Source organism: Streptomyces ambofaciens ATCC 23877 (genome assembly GCF_001267885.1).
Lineage (GTDB): Bacteria > Actinomycetota > Actinomycetes > Streptomycetales > Streptomycetaceae > Streptomyces > Streptomyces ambofaciens.
In genome coordinates this window covers 6,915,834-6,929,644 of record NZ_CP012382.1, presented here as the reverse complement: position 1 = coordinate 6,929,644, position 13,811 = coordinate 6,915,834, and the positions used below count along the sequence as shown (strand labels likewise).

The 13,811-nt window shown below is 71.6% G+C and carries 12 protein-coding genes, 1 pseudogene and 1 riboswitch; of the genes and pseudogenes, 3 read left to right on the top strand and 10 right to left on the bottom strand.

Going from position 1 to position 13,811, the window contains the following annotated elements; genetic code table 11:
- Positions 1–10 precede the first annotated feature (10 nt).
- A complete protein-coding gene (locus SAM23877_RS30500; protein ID WP_053139997.1) occupies positions 11–595 on the top strand; it encodes a carboxymuconolactone decarboxylase family protein in 585 nt (194 codons plus the stop codon).
- 58 nt (positions 596–653) lie between these two features.
- A pseudogene (locus SAM23877_RS30495) lies at positions 654–1,271 on the top strand (TetR/AcrR family transcriptional regulator); the annotation flags it as partial.
- 73 nt (positions 1,272–1,344) lie between these two features.
- On the opposite strand, the gene SAM23877_RS30490 reads toward SAM23877_RS30495, so the two are convergent.
- Positions 1,345–2,130 (bottom strand): SGNH/GDSL hydrolase family protein, encoded by a 786-nt coding sequence (locus SAM23877_RS30490; protein ID WP_053139994.1) that lies wholly within the window; start codon positions 2,128–2,130, stop codon positions 1,345–1,347.
- A 219-nt stretch (positions 2,131–2,349) separates the two neighbouring features.
- Complete coding sequence (locus SAM23877_RS30485) at positions 2,350–3,306, bottom strand: M23 family metallopeptidase (protein WP_053139992.1); 957 nt, start codon at positions 3,304–3,306, stop codon at positions 2,350–2,352.
- Positions 3,307–3,308: 2 nt separating this feature from the next.
- Positions 3,309–3,468, bottom strand: a riboswitch (cyclic di-AMP (ydaO/yuaA leader).
- A gap of 424 nt (positions 3,469–3,892) precedes the next feature.
- Between SAM23877_RS30485 and SAM23877_RS30480 the strand changes: the two genes are divergently transcribed.
- Positions 3,893–4,690, top strand: coding sequence for a tyrosine-protein phosphatase (locus SAM23877_RS30480; protein WP_053139990.1), 798 nt, complete (start codon positions 3,893–3,895; stop codon positions 4,688–4,690).
- Between the two features lie 10 nt (positions 4,691–4,700).
- Here the strand turns inward: SAM23877_RS30480 and SAM23877_RS30475 are convergent, their stop codons facing one another.
- From SAM23877_RS30475 to shc, 8 genes are all read right to left on the bottom strand, one after another.
- Positions 4,701–4,823 (bottom strand): DUF6126 family protein, encoded by a 123-nt coding sequence (locus SAM23877_RS30475; RefSeq protein ID WP_053139988.1) that lies wholly within the window; start codon positions 4,821–4,823, stop codon positions 4,701–4,703.
- The gene (locus SAM23877_RS30470) at positions 4,820–5,458 is read right to left on the bottom strand and encodes a helix-turn-helix domain-containing protein (RefSeq protein WP_053139986.1); all 639 of its coding nucleotides are present in this window, start codon (positions 5,456–5,458) and stop codon (positions 4,820–4,822) included. Before SAM23877_RS30470 ends, SAM23877_RS30475 begins: the two co-directional genes overlap by 4 nt.
- 66 nt (positions 5,459–5,524) lie before the next feature.
- Positions 5,525–6,910 carry an aspartate aminotransferase family protein gene (locus SAM23877_RS30465; RefSeq protein ID WP_053139984.1) on the bottom strand — a complete coding sequence of 462 codons (1,386 nt, stop codon included), beginning with the start codon at positions 6,908–6,910 and terminating at the stop codon, positions 5,525–5,527.
- Positions 6,911–8,851 carry a 1-deoxy-D-xylulose-5-phosphate synthase gene (dxs, locus tag SAM23877_RS30460; RefSeq protein WP_053139982.1) on the bottom strand — a complete coding sequence of 647 codons (1,941 nt, stop codon included), beginning with the start codon at positions 8,849–8,851 and terminating at the stop codon, positions 6,911–6,913.
- Positions 8,852–8,878: 27 nt separating this feature from the next.
- Positions 8,879–10,033: a flavodoxin-dependent (E)-4-hydroxy-3-methylbut-2-enyl-diphosphate synthase gene (ispG, locus tag SAM23877_RS30455; protein WP_053139980.1), complete on the bottom strand. Its 1,155-nt coding sequence runs from the start codon at positions 10,031–10,033 to the stop codon at positions 8,879–8,881.
- A gap of 4 nt (positions 10,034–10,037) precedes the next feature.
- On the bottom strand, positions 10,038–11,060 hold the full coding sequence (gene hpnH, locus SAM23877_RS30450) for an adenosyl-hopene transferase HpnH (protein WP_053139978.1): 1,023 nt from the start codon (positions 11,058–11,060) through the stop codon (positions 10,038–10,040).
- A gap of 6 nt (positions 11,061–11,066) precedes the next feature.
- Complete coding sequence (locus SAM23877_RS30445) at positions 11,067–11,711, bottom strand: phosphorylase family protein (RefSeq protein WP_053139976.1); 645 nt, start codon at positions 11,709–11,711, stop codon at positions 11,067–11,069.
- Positions 11,711–13,777, bottom strand: coding sequence for a squalene--hopene cyclase (shc, locus tag SAM23877_RS30440; RefSeq protein WP_053139974.1), 2,067 nt, complete (start codon positions 13,775–13,777; stop codon positions 11,711–11,713). Before shc ends, SAM23877_RS30445 begins: the two co-directional genes overlap by 1 nt.
- Between the last annotated feature and the right edge of the window lie 34 nt (positions 13,778–13,811).

Genomic DNA, 13,811 nt, shown 5'->3' with positions numbered 1-13,811 from the left:
GGTGGCCCCCATGGCCCGCGTATCCCTCACCCCTCCCCGGACCCTCCTCCTCCGCCTCGCGGAGTGGTACTCCCGGCGCACCTACGGCAAGGTCCTCGACCCCGCCAGGGCGCTCGCCCACAACCCCCGCGTGCTCCGCGGCGACCTGCGGTTCGAGCAGTCCGTGGCCAGGTGGAACAGGCTGGACCCCGACCTGAAGGCGCTCGCGGTGATGGCCTCGGCGGCCTCGATCGGCTGCTCCTGGTGCATGGACTTCGGCTACTGGGAGAACGCCGGCCGGGGCATGGACCCGCGCAAGCTCCACGATGTGCCGGTGTGGCGGGGAAGTGACGCCTACACGCCGGCGGAGCGGGACGTCATGGAGTACGCCGAGGCGATGACGGCGACCCCTCCCACGGTCGACGACGACCTCGCCGAGCGGCTGCGGACCCGGTTGGGCGAGCCCGCGTTCGTGGAGCTGACGGCGATGGTCGCCGTCGAGAACCTGCGCTCCCGGATCAACGCGGCGCTCGGCCTGACCAGCCAGGGCTTCAAGGACTCGTGCGACCTTCCCGACGCGGGGCGCGGGAGTGCGGCCGGGGCCGTCGCGGACTGAACGGCCGGGACCGCGGCGGCCGTCACCGCACGTCCGGGGCCTGTATAGGGTGACGGGCGTGGCGAGAGTCCGGTTGAGTGTGGCGGAGCGGCGCGAGGAGCTGCTGCGCGCGGCCATCGAACAGATATCGGCGCGGGGGGTGGCGGCGCTGCGCATCGCCGACGTGGCCGCCGCGCTCGGCGTCAGCAATGCCCTGGTGCTCTATCACTTCTCCACCAAGGAGAAGCTGGTCGCCGCCGCGTTCGCCTATGCCGCCGAGGACGATCTCGCCCGTCTGCGCGCCCTGCTGGGCCGCCGTACCTCGGCGCTGCGCCGGCTGCGGGCGGCCGTGCGGTGGTACGCCCCCACCGGGCAGGCCAAGGGCTGGCGGCTATGGATCGAGGGCTGGGCGGTGGCGCTGCGCGAACCCGAGCTGCGGAGCGTCACCCTGGAACTCGACCGCCAGTGGAAGGCGGCGATCGCCGCGGTCATCGCCGAGGGCGTGGCCGCCGGGGAGTTCCACTGCCCCGGGCCCGAGGACGCCGCGCTCCGCCTGACCGCCCTGCTGGACGGACTGGCCGTGCAGCTGACGTCGTACGGGGGCGCGGTGTCCCGGGCGCGGGCCCAGGAGTGGATGGACGAGGCGCTCGCCCGGGAACTGGGGCTGGAGCGGGAGGCGTTGACGACGCCCCGGCGCCGCCCCGGCCCGCCCGCCGCCGGCACGACCGGGACGCCGCGCCCCGCGCCCGCCCCACACCGCTCCCCCGCCGTCAGGCCACCGTCGCGATCCGCCCCCTGATGTCGTCCGCCGACAGCGTCCCCTTGGCGATCACGTGGTCGCCCGAGGACTCGCCGCGCAGCCGACGGCCGATCCACGGCACCAGGAACTCGCGGGCCCAGTGGACGTCGTCCCGGCGGACGTCCAGGGTGCCGCGCGGCGGCAGCGGCGGCCAGGGCTGGTCGGGGTCGGCCGGGACGGGCAGGCCGAGGATCTGGCCCGCGCGCAGCGCCACGCGCGTGTGGCCCTCCGGCGACAGGTGCAGCCGGTCGGCGTCCCACGCCCTGCGGTCCTGCACCGTCCTGAGCGACCACAGGTCGAGCACGGGGCAGCCGTAGCGGTCGGCGATGGCGCGGACGTGCCCGTTGTACGTGGCGATCTTGCCGCGCAGACGCCTGAGGACGGGCACCCCGCGGGTGTCGAACCCGGTCGTCACCAGCACGGTGCCGGCCGCGGCGGTCAGCGCGGCCACCGCCCGCTCGAACCGCTCGGCCACCTCGTCGGGGTCCGTGCCGGGCCGGATGATGTCGTTGCCGCCCGCACAGAACGAGACCAGGTCGGGGGCGAGTTCGACGGCCCGCGGCACCTGCTCCGCCACGATCCGGTCGAGCAGCCTGCCGCGTACGGCGAGGTTCGTGTACGTGAAGTCGCCCTCGGGGCGCCGGTCCGCGAGCAGGACGGCGAACCGGTCGGCCCAACCGACGAACGATCCGTCGGGGCCCCGGTCGCCGACGCCCTCGGTGAAGCTGTCCCCCACCGCCACGTACGACCCGATCACTGTTCCGCTGTCACTCTTCGAATCGTCTGCCACATCGGCCCATGATTCACCTTGGAATGTGACCTACGCGACCGTAGGAAAGGGTTGACGGGCGGTGAGAAATGCCACGCCTAAAGTATTCGCCAATTCCGGAATAAGCGGGGTCCTGATACACCGAAGGCCGGACCCGGGGATCGGGGTCCGGCCTTCGGTGGCGCGGGAGGGCGCGTCAGCTCCTCGTCAGAGGGAGACGCCGTGCGAGCGCAGGTACGCGACCGGGTCCACGTCCGAGCCGTAGTCCGGGGTGGTGCGGATCTCGAAGTGCAGGTGCGGTCCGGTCACGTTGCCGGTGGCACCCGAGAGGCCGACCTGCTGACCCGCCGTCACGGACTGGCCCGCGGAGACGGAGAGCGAGGAGAGGTGGGCGTACTGGGCGTAGTGGCCGTCGGCGAGCTGGATGACGACCTGGTTGCCGTAGGCGCCGCCCCAGCCCGCGGAGACGACGGTGCCCGCGCCGACGGCCTTGAGGGAGGTGCCGGTCGGGACGACGAAGTCCGTACCGGTGTGGTAGCCGCTGGACCACATGCTGCCCGTCTGGTGGTACGGGGTGCCCAGGGTGCCGCTCGGGACGGGCGAGGCGAAGCCGCTGCCGGTGCCGGCGGACTGGGCGCTCGTGTTCGAGGAGTCGGCGGAGCTCTTCGCGGCGTCCGAGGACTGCTCGGCCGACTCGGCCTTCGCGGGGGCGGGCTTCTCGGCCGCGGCGGGCTTCTCGGCCGCCGGCTTCTCCGACGCGGCGGAGGAGGACGGGGCCGAGGACTTGGCGGCCTGTCCGGCGACGGCGAGCTTCAGACCGGGGTGGATCAGCGACGGGTCCGAACCGACGACCTCGCGGTTGTCGGCGTAGAGCTTCTTCCAGCCGCCGTCGACGTCCTGCTCGTCGGCGATCTTCGAGAGGTAGTCACCGCTCTTGACGGTGTACGTCCGCGAGTCCCCGTTCTTCTCCGCACCGGCGGCCTTCTTCGCCGACGTCGCGACGGACTGCACGGAGTGCTCGGAAACGGACTGCGCGGGAGCGGCGTGGGCCCCGGCGGCGCCCATCAGCGGGAGCGCGAGCGCGGCGCCGCCGGTTCCGGCGACGGCGATGGTGCGGGTCAGGCGCATGGCCCTGGTACGGCGGTGCTTACCCTTCGCGGGCATGGCGAATTCCTCTCCGGCGCCTGCGAGGTGAGCTGTCGGGTGCGAGCTGGAGATGCCCGGCCGCGTCGGGACGCGGCTTAACCCCAAGCCGTTCCGGGAACCGGAACAGGCAGTCTTACCTGTGGGTCCCCCGCTCCTGCCGTGTACGGGTGGTCGATGAGTGCGGGCTCCGGTCGGCGGCAGGATTAGGCGTTCCGTCCGGATCGGTGGTGAACGTAAGCGACCAGGACGCGCAGCGACAAGCGTGGGGTTCCCTCGGCCGGTGTTCCGATTGATCCTTTATGGGAATCACCGGTCACCCTCCGTCGATTCGCGGGGCACCGGTTCGGGCAAACGTCCTTGAAAACCGGCGGAATTACGTGAACATGACGGGCAACGCACCGTCACGGATATGACGCTGCTCACGCGCCGTCCCTCCAGCCCCTTTTATTTCAGAGCGAGTTGGGACTAAGGCACCAATACGGACAGAAGGCCCAGATGGTCCACTGTCGGACGTCCCGGCACCCGGAGGCGCAGGCCCGTGCCGTATCTTCGAGTGGAGCCCGGCGGCGAGCAGCGCCGACGGGGCGGAGTGGGAGGAGCCCCCGTGACGCAGCAGGTCCCGTCGACCGAACCCGAGCTGGCCGGTGTGCGCAACTTCCGTGACGTGGGCGGCCTGCCGACCGTGGACGGACGGCGGGTACGACAGGGAGTGCTGTTCCGCAGCGGTCACCTGGCGCACGCCACCGGAGGGGACGCCGCGTTCCTGGCCTCGCTGGGCCTGCACACGATCTTCGACTTCCGCAACGCGGCCGACCAGAAGCTCGAGGGCCCGGACGTCGAGCTGCCGGGCGTGCGCAATGTGAACCTGCCGCTGAGCGACCCGGCCGACGGTGCCGAGTTCTGGAAGATGGTCCGCGACGGCGACCTGGACCAGCTGCGCGAGATCCTGGCCGGCGACAAGGGTGCCGAGCGGATGATCGGCTCCTACCGCCTGATCATCAAGGAGCGCACGGCGGAGCACTCGCGGGTGCTGCACGCGCTCGCCGAGGACAGCGTCCCGGCGCTGATGCACTGCGCGGCCGGCAAGGACCGCGCGGGCCTGTCGATCGCGATCACCCTCCTCGCCCTGGGCGTCGAGCGGGACGCCATCGTCGAGGACTACCTGAAGTCGAACGCCACGCACCGCCGCTACAAGGTGCGTCGCAGCAGCACCGCCGCCTCCGCCTACTCCCCCGAGGTCATGGAGCTGCTCAGCCCCCTGTTCGACGCGCGCGCCGAGTACCTCGCGGCGGCCTTCGAGACCGTCGAGCAGACCTGGGGCGGAGTCGACGCCTACCTGGAGCAGGGCCTGGGGATCACTCCGCAGACCCGGGAGCGGCTGCGCGAGCGGATGCTGGACTGAGGGGTCGCGTTCACCGGCTGCCGGCTCCCACCTCGAAGAGCAGGTAGATGAAGGCCGCGAAGGCGTGGCCCACGACGAGGTAGATGAAGAGCCGCACCCACAGGGCACGCGGGAACTTGTCCTGCAGGTTCATGGCATCTCTCCCGGAGTGGAGTGGGGCGGCACGGTGGCCGGCCCCAGGCAGAGCGCCGCCGTCGGGCTCTGCAGCAGGGTGTGGACGAAGAGGAGCTCGACCCCGTCGGCGTCCTGGGCGGCGATCCGGTGCGGGGTCAGCGAGTCGAAGTGCGCGCTGTCGCCCGGACCGAGCCGGTGCACGGTGTCCCCGAGGCGCAGCCGCAGCCGGCCCCGCAGCACGTGGAGCCACTCCTCACCGGGGTGCACCCGCACGATGTCGCCCTGCGACCCGTGCGGGACGCGGACCCGCAGGGCCTGCATCCCGCGGCCGGACCCGCCGGCCTGCCAGTACGTCCAGCCGCCCGCGGACGTCGGCTCCATGGCCTCGGCCCGCACGACGGCGTCCCGGTCCGCGGCCGTCTCGCCGAGCAGTTCCGATACGGTCGTACCGTAGACCCGGGCGAGGGAAAGCAGCATCGGCAGCGAGGGCTGGCGCTGCCCGGTCTCCAGCCTGGACAGGTGCGCCGGCGACAGCCCGGCGGCGCGCGCCGCGGCCTCCAGGGTGAGGGCGGCCCGGCGCCGCAGCTCGCGCAGCTGGGGTGCGACGGCGGCGACCGATCCCTCGGCCGGGTCCGTCGTCTCGGAGGAGCTCATGCTTCCATTGAGCCCGAGCCTTGCCCCACGGGCAAGTTTCTTGCCTGTGGGGCAAAAGTGCCGGGCTCAGCGGTTGGCCACCGCCTGCCTGACCAGGGTCTTGCCGAAGTCCCACATCAGTCCACCCCCGTGATGCGCGTCCTCCATCACCTCGGTGAAGGCGTCGACGAACCGGTCCGCGTCCGCGGTGTCGATGATCAGCGGCGGAATCAGCTTGATCACCTCCAGGTGATCGCCGGACACCTGGGTGAGGATCCGGTGGCGCTGCAGCAGCGGCACCACCACCATCTGCGCGAACAGTCCCTTCCTGGCCGCCTGGAGCATCGTCCAGCGGCTGCGCAGCTTCAGTGACCTGGGGCGGCCGAACTCGATGCCGATCATCAGCCCCCGGCCGCGCACGTCGGCGAGCATCTCGTAGCGGTCCACCAGCTCCGCCAGCCGGGACTTCAGCCGCTCGCCCACGGCGGCGGCGTTCGCGACGATCTCCTCGTTCTCCATCACCGAGAGCACCGCGAGTCCGGCCGCCATGGCCTGTGCGTTGGACCCGAAGCTCGCCGAATGGACCTGCACCCGGTCCATCGAGGAGTAGACCTTCTGGAAGATCCAGTCCCTGCCCAGCGTGGCCCCCACCGGCACGTAGCCGCCGGACAGCGCCTTGGCCACGCACACCAGGTCGGGCTCGACTCCGTCCTCGTGCTGGAAGGCGTAGAACGTGCCGGTCCGGCCCAGCCCGGTCTGCACCTCGTCGGCGATCAGCAGCGCCTTGTGCCGGTGCAGCAGGTCCTGCGCGGCGCGCAGGTAGCCGGGCGGGGCCTCGTGCACGCCCTTGCCCTGGATCGGCTCCACGATCAGCGCGGCCACGTCCCCGCGCCGCAACTCCCGCGCCAGGGCGTCCAGGTCGCCGAGCGGGACGGCCGTGTCGGGCAGCAGCGGCGCGAAGCCGTCGCGGAAGCCGCTCTCGCCGTTGACGGAGAGCGAGCCGGTGGTCAGCCCGTGGAAGGCGTGCGAGCAGTACAGGACCCTCGGCCTGCCGGTCGCGTACCGGGCGAACTTCAGCGCGGTCTCCACCGCCTCCGTGCCGCTGTTGCCGAAGAAGACCCGGTCCAGGTGCGGACTGTAGGAGAGCAGCCGCTCGGCCAGCAGCCCGGGCAGCGGCGGGCAGTCGAAGCGGGTGAGGTCGGCCAGCGAGGCGTCGAGGACGTCGTGCAGCGCCTTGCGGACGACGGGGTGGTGGCGTCCGAGGCCCATCACCGCGAACCCGGCGAGCATGTCCAGGTAGTCGTTGCCGTCCGCGTCCCAGAAGTGCGCGCCCTCGGCCCGCTCGTAGACCTTGTCGAAGCCGATGGTGTGCAGCATGCGCGGCAGCTGGTGGTTGAGGTGCTTGGCGTGCAGCTCGTACCGCTCGGCTCCGCGCTCGGCCAAGAGCGCGGCGAGGTCGAACTCCTTGGTCATTCAGTTCTCTCCTTGCGCTGGCGTGACGGTCCGTCCGTCGCCGGTGGGCCCTTCGGCACGTTCTCCGGTCTCCGCGGCGACGGCCAGACCGGCGCTGATCCGGCTGGCGATGTCGACCGGCGTGAGACCGATGTCGGCGAGGACTTCGGCGCGCTTGGCGTGCGCGAGGAACTGCTCGGGGACGCCGAAACGGCGTACGGGTACGTCGACGTCCGCGTCACCGAGCGCCAGTGCCACCGCCGAACCTACCCCTGCCGCGCGGCTGTTGTCCTCGACGACGGCCACCAGCCGGTGCCGGGCGGCCAGGGGCGCGAGCGCCGGGTCGACGGGTTTGACCCAGCGCGGGTCCACGACCGTGCACCCGATGCCGCGGGCCTCGAGCAGCTCGGCGGCCCGCAGGCAGACGGGCGCCATCACGCCGACGGACACCAGCAGCACCTCGGGCCGGTCGGGGGCGCGCAGGACGTCCATGGAACCGGCCCGGCCGACGGCGGGGACGGCCGGTCCGACGGACTCCTTCGGGAAGCGCACCAGGGTCGGCGCGTCGTCGACGGCGACCGCCTCGCGCAGCTGGGCGCGGAGCTGGTCGGCGTCGCGCGGTGCGGCGATGCGCAGTCCCGGGACGACCTGGAGGACGGACATGTCCCACACGCCGTTGTGCGAGGCCCCGTCGACGCCGGTCACGCCGGCCCGGTCCAGGACGAAGGTGACCCCGCAGCGGTGCAGGGCCACGTCCATCAGGAGCTGGTCGAAGGCCCGGTTGAGGAAGGTGGCGTAGACGGCGACGACCGGGTGGAGGCCGCCGGTGGCGAGGCCGGCGGCGGACACGGCGGCGTGCTGCTCGGCGATGCCGACGTCCCAGACCCGGTCGGGGAAGCGTTCGGCGAAGGCGGCGAGGCCGACCGGGTGCAGCATGGCCGCGGTGATCGCCACGACGTCGTCGCGCTCCTCGCCGATCCGGACCATCTCCTCGCCGAACACGGAGGTCCAGGAGGGGCCCGGGGGCGGCGTGAGCGGCGCGCAGGTGAGCGGGTCCATCGCGCCGACGGTGTGGAAGTGGTCCTCCTCGTCGCGCAGCGCGGGCTCGTAGCCACGGCCCTTCTCCGTGAGGCAGTGCACCAGCACCGGCCCGTGGAAGCGCTTGGCGCGCCGCAGCGCGGACTCGACGGCCTCGATGTCGTGCCCGTCGATCGGGCCCAGGTACTTCAGCCCCAGGTCCTCGAAGAGCCCCTGCGGGGCGAAGGCGTCCTTGAAGCCCTTCTTCGCGCCGTGCAGTGCCTCGTAGACGGTGTTGCCGACCACCGGGGTGCGCTGGAGGACGTCCTTGCCCCAGGCCAGCACGCGCTCGTAGCCGTCGGTCGTGCGGAGCGTCGCGAGGTGGTTGGCGAGGCCGCCGATGGTCGGCGCGTACGAGCGTTCGTTGTCGTTGACGACGATGATCAGCGGCCGGTCCCTGGCCGCCGCGATGTTGTTCAGGGCCTCCCAGGCCATGCCGCCGGTGAGCGCGCCGTCACCGATGACCGCGACGACGTGGTCCTCCCGGCCGAGGACCTGGTGGGCCTTGGCGAGGCCGTCGGCCCAGCCGAGGACGGTGGAGGCGTGACTGTTCTCGATGACGTCGTGCTCGGACTCCTCGCGCGACGGGTAGCCGGACAGCCCGCCCTTGCCGCGCAGCTTGGAGAAGTCCTGACGCCCGGTCAGGAGCTTGTGCACGTAGGTCTGGTGGCCGGTGTCCCACAGGATGCGGTCGGCCGGTGACTCGAAGACCCGGTGCAGGGCGACGGTGAGTTCCACCACCCCCAGGTTGGGTCCGAGGTGACCGCCGGTGCGGGCGACCGCGTGCACCAGGAAGTCCCGTATCTCGCGGGTCAGTTCACCGAGTTCCGTCTCGGACAGCGCCTTCAGGTCGCGTGGTCCCCGGATGTTCTCCAGCATCGTCACGCTCGGGCCCCCTTCGGTCCGTGCTGTTCAGCTCACGGTGACGGCCGGCTCCCCCGACGCGCCGTCCTTCTCCAACTGTTCGGCGATCTTCATGGCCTCTTCGATGAGGGTCTCCACGATCTTGGACTCGGGGACGGTCTTGATGACCTCGCCCTTGACGAAGATCTGTCCCTTGCCGTTGCCCGAGGCGACACCGAGGTCGGCCTCGCGGGCCTCACCGGGACCGTTGACCACGCAGCCCATCACGGCGACGCGCAGCGGCACCTCCATGCCCTCCAGACCGGCGGTGACCTCCTCGGCCAGCTTGTAGACGTCCACCTGGGCACGGCCGCACGACGGACAGGAGACGATCTCCAGACCCCGCTGCCGCAGGTTCAGCGACTCCAGGATCTGGATGCCCACCTTGATCTCCTCCACCGGCGGCGCCGACAGCGAGACCCGAATGGTGTCACCGATGCCCTGGGAGAGCAGCGCGCCGAAGGCGACGGCCGACTTGATGGTGCCCTGGAAGGCCGGACCCGCCTCGGTGACGCCCAGGTGCAGCGGGTAGTCGCACTGCGCGGCGAGCTGCCGGTAGGCCTCGACCATCACGACCGGGTCGTTGTGCTTCACCGAGATCTTGATGTCCCGGAAGTCGTGCTCCTCGAAGAGCGAGGCCTCCCACAGCGCCGACTCCGCCAGCGCCTCCGGCGTCGCCTTGCCGTACTTCTGCAGCAGCCGCCGGTCCAGCGAACCCGCGTTCACCCCGATCCGGATCGGCGTGCCGTGGTCCTTCGCCGCCTTCGCGATCTCCTTGACCTTGTCGTCGAACTGCTTGATGTTGCCCGGGTTCACCCGCACCGCCGCGCAGCCCGCCTCGATCGCCGCGAAGACGTACTTGGGCTGGAAGTGGATGTCCGCGATCACCGGGATCTGCGACTTCTTCGCGATCACCGGCAACGCGTCCGCGTCGTCCTGGGTGGGACAGGCCACCCGCACGATCTGACAGCCCGACGCGGTCAGCTCCGCGATCTGCTGGAGCGTCGCACCGATGTCCGACGTACGCGTCGTGGTCATGGACTGCACCGACACCGGGGCCCCGCCCCCGACCGCCACCGGTCCGACCTGGATCCGCCGCGACACACGTCGCTCGGCGAGCGGCCGGACCGGCACCTCGGGGACGCCCAAGGGGATGGCGGTCACGACGTCACTCCCGGTTCGAGGAGACGGTCTCGCGCAGGGCGCGCAGGGACTCCTTGAGCGAGCCCATCGTGGCCAGGACGGCGGTGGGCTCGTAACCGCAGTGCGCCATGCAGTTGGCGCAGCGCGGGTCCTTGCCGCGGCCGTACTTGTCCCAGTCGGTCTCCTCGACCAGCTCCCGGTAGGTCGGGACGTAGCCGTCGCTCATCAGGTAGCAGGGGCGCTGCCAGCCGAACAGGGAGTAGTTCGGGATCGCCCACGCGGTGCACGGGAAGTCGACCTTGCCCTCGAGGAAGTCGAGGAACAGCGGGGAGTGGTTGAGCCGCCAGCGGGCCCGGTTGCCGCCCGAGAAGGCCTTCTTGAACAGCTCGCGGGTCTGCTCCACGCCCAGGAAGTGCTCCTGGTCGGGGGCCTTCTCGTAGGCGTAGGCGGGCGAGATCATCATCTCGTCGACCTTGAGGTCGTCGTTGAGGTAGTCGAGGACCTCGACGATGGTCTGCGGGGTGTCGGTGTTGAAGAAGGTCGAGTTGGTGGTCACCCGGAAGCCGCGCCGCTTGGCCTCCTTGATGGCCTCCACCGCCTCGTCGAACACGCCCTCCTTGGCCACGGACTCGTCGTGCCGCTCGCGCAGCCCGTCGATGTGCACGGCGAAGGCGAAGTAGGGCGAGGGCTTGAACTTGTCCATCTTCTTGCGCATGAGCAAGGCGTTGGTGCACAGGAACACGTACTTCCGCTTGGCCACCAACTGCCGTACGATCTCGTCGATCTGAGGGTGCATCAGCGGCTCGCCGCCGGCGATGGAGACCATCGGCGCACCCGATTCGAGCACCGCCCCGACGGCCTGCGCCACCGGCATGCGCTGCTTGAGCACCCCCGCCGGGTGCTGGATCTTGCCGCATCCCTCGCACTTCAGGTTGCAGGCGAAAAGCGGCTCCAGCTCCACGATGAGCGGAAACTTGTCCCGTCGGCGGATCTTCTGTTCGGCCAGGTACGTAGCGACCTTGACGGACTGACGAAGCGGCATGGCCATCTGGGCTCACCTCCGGGGGAGCAGCAACGAACGGTGCCATTCGAAGAATGCGGGAAGAACGGATCGGAGAACACGGAAAGCTGATATTCCACCGCGCACCGTGCCGATCCGGACCAGCTCGTGTTCTGGAGCGTCCACGACCACCCGGACGGCCGCAACCGGGCGCGCGCCCGCCCGGACGGCGCTCAGGAGCGTGGCCGCGGACTCCATGTCGACGGCGATCGCGCCGGTGGCGAGCAGGTCGGCGCGCTCGGGGCCGCGGACGACGTGGTCCGAGCCGGTGAGCGGCCCGGTGTGGACGGTGCGCCGGGGAAGGGCCCGCGCGAGCTCCTTCACCAGCCGGTCGGTCCCGACGCAGGCGACGGTGGAGCGCGGGTCCCGGGTCTCCTCGGCGACGACCAGGTCGCCCGGGTGCATGCCGGGGGCGAGTCCCGCGCAGAAGCCCGTGGCCAGCACGACGGCGTCGCCGAGCGTCGGGTCCTCGGCCAGGGCCCGGGTGACCGAGCGCTCGGCGGCCCTGGGGCCCATGCCGGTGCGCAGGACGGTGACCGGTCCGCCGGCGCCGCCGCGGTCGCCGGTGCGCAGGGCGAGGTGCTCGATGCCGAGCGCGCAGGCGATCAGCAGCGGGGACGGGCCGGTCTGCGCGTTCATCAGCTGCCCTTCACCTCGGCCGGGGAGGTCTGGGCGGCGGGCTGCTCGGCGCGGGCGGCGGCGTTCCCCACGCCGTGTTTCTCGGCGAAGGGGTCGCCGTGCACGTACCGGCCGAGGGCGGTGAGCGGGAAGACCTGCCGGTAGAGGTGGTAGTTGATGGAGAAGTCCCAGGGGAAGCCGGTGCCGGTGAAGTACGGCTCGTCCCAGGAGCCGTCCTCCCGCTGGGTGGCGGCCAGCCAGGCGATGCCGCGTTCGACGGCCTTCGACTCCCGCTCCCCCGCCGCGAGCAGGGCCATCAGCGCCCAGGCGGTCTGCGAGGCGGTCGAGGCGCCCCGGCCGCTCCACTCCCTGACGTACCGGTAGGAGCGCAGGTCCTCGCCCCAGCCGCCGTCGTCGTTCTGGACGGACTCCAGCCAGGTCACCGCGCGGCGGACGGCGGGGTGCGAGGCGGGGAGGCCGGCGGCCGTCAGGGCGGGGACGACGGAGCCGGTGCCGTAGACGTAGTTGACGCCCCAGCGGCCGAACCACGAGCCGTCCGCCTCCTGTTCGGCCAGCAGCCACTGGATGCCCCGCCGGGTGCGCGGGTCATGGGTGAGTCCCTCGACCGCGAGCATCTCGACGACGTGCGCGGTGACGTCCGCGGACGGCGGGTCGATGACCTCGCCGAAGTCGCAGAAGGGCAGCCGGTTGGGGAAGGCGCTGGTGTTGTCGACGTCGAACGCGCCCCAGGCGCCGTTCTTCGACTGCATGCCGAGGTTCCAGCGGACCCCGCGGCCGATGGCCCTCTCGACCCGCTCCGGGTCGTGGTGGCGGACCCGGCGCAGCGCGAGGACGACCTCGGCGGTGTCGTCGATGTCGGGGTAGTTGTCGTTGTGGAACTCGAACGCCCAGCCGCCGGGCGGCAGTCCGGGACGCTTCACCGACCAGTCGCCGGGGCGCACGATCTGTTCACCGAGCATCCAGTCGGCGGCCTTGACCAGTTGCGGGTGGTCGGCGGGCACCCCGGCGTCGGCCAGCGCGATGACGGCCAGGCAGGTGTCCCACACCGGGGACTGGCAGGCCTCGATCATCCGGGCGCCGTCCTCGCGCCACACGGCGAAGCGGTCCAGGGACTCCAGTCCCGCGCGCATCACGGGGTGCTCGAGGTCGTAGCCGAGCAGGTACAGGGCGATGACCGAGTACACGGCCGGGGGCTGGATGCCGCCCCAGCAGCCGTCGTTCTCCTGCCGCTCGATGATCCAGCGCGCGGCGGTGTTCATCGCGGCGCGGCGCAGCCGGCGCGGGGCGACCCTGCGGTAGGCGTGCAGGGCCCTGTCGAGGCGCTGGAAGGCGCCGTCCCAGCTCGCCGCCGGTGCCAGGGGCCGCGGCGGGTTGGGGACGGCCGGGTCGGTGTGCAGTTCGTCCAGCGCGAAGGGCGCGGGGCGCACCGGCCGCTTGGCGGAGACGATGGTGAGCGGCACGATGGTCTGCCGGGCCCAGCAGCCGAAGTCGTAGATGTTGAGCGGTACCCAGGTGGGGAAGTAGATGAGCTCCGGCGGGAGTTCGGGCAGGTCGTCCCACTTCCACCAGCCGAACAGGGCCAGCCAGATCCGGGTGAAGACGCGGGCGGCCGCGATGCCGCCCCGGGACCGGATCCACTCGGCGGCCTTCGCCATGTGCGGCGTGTCGGGGGCGTCGCCGGCCAGGCGCAGGGCGACGTAGGCCTCGATGGTGGCGGAGAGGTCGCCGGGACCGTCGTAGAAGGTCGCCCAGGTGCCGTCCTCGCGCTGCTCGCCGCGGACGAACAGGGCGGCGGCGCGGGCGGTCTCCTCGTCGAGGATGCCCAGGAACTGTCGCAGGAGCAGGTCCTCGGCGTCCATCGTGACGTTCGTCTCGAGGTCGCCCTTCCACCAGCCCTGGGCGTCCTGCAGGGAGAGCAGGAAGTCCGTGGCGCGCCGGGTGGCGCGGGCGGCGGCTTCTGGTACCCCGGCCGCCGCGGGGGGGATCGTGATGTCGTCGGTTTCGCTGGCCGCGGCTGCGAGGGGCTTCAGGGTGGCCCCGGTGCTTCCGTCGGTCGTCGCTGTCATGGCTTCCCCTTCGTGCAGTCTGCAAGTGGTGCTT

Excerpts from the sequence above, each read along its gene's own strand:
- SAM23877_RS30500 (WP_053139997.1), top strand. The coding sequence starts at position 11 with ATGGCCCGCGTATCCCTCACCCCTCCCCGGACCCTCCTCCTCCGCCTC.
- SAM23877_RS30485 (WP_053139992.1), bottom strand. The coding sequence starts at position 3,306 with ATGCCCGCGAAGGGTAAGCACCGCCGTACCAGGGCCATGCGCCTGACC.
- SAM23877_RS30475 (WP_053139988.1), bottom strand. The coding sequence starts at position 4,823 with ATGAACCTGCAGGACAAGTTCCCGCGTGCCCTGTGGGTGCGGCTCTTC.
- SAM23877_RS30470 (WP_053139986.1), bottom strand. The coding sequence starts at position 5,458 with ATGAGCTCCTCCGAGACGACGGACCCGGCCGAGGGATCGGTCGCCGCC.
- SAM23877_RS30465 (WP_053139984.1), bottom strand. The coding sequence starts at position 6,910 with ATGACCAAGGAGTTCGACCTCGCCGCGCTCTTGGCCGAGCGCGGAGCC.
- hpnH (WP_053139978.1), bottom strand. The coding sequence starts at position 11,060 with ATGGCCATGCCGCTTCGTCAGTCCGTCAAGGTCGCTACGTACCTGGCC.
- SAM23877_RS30445 (WP_053139976.1), bottom strand. The coding sequence starts at position 11,711 with ATGAACGCGCAGACCGGCCCGTCCCCGCTGCTGATCGCCTGCGCGCTC.
- shc (WP_053139974.1), bottom strand. The coding sequence starts at position 13,777 with ATGACAGCGACGACCGACGGAAGCACCGGGGCCACCCTGAAGCCCCTC.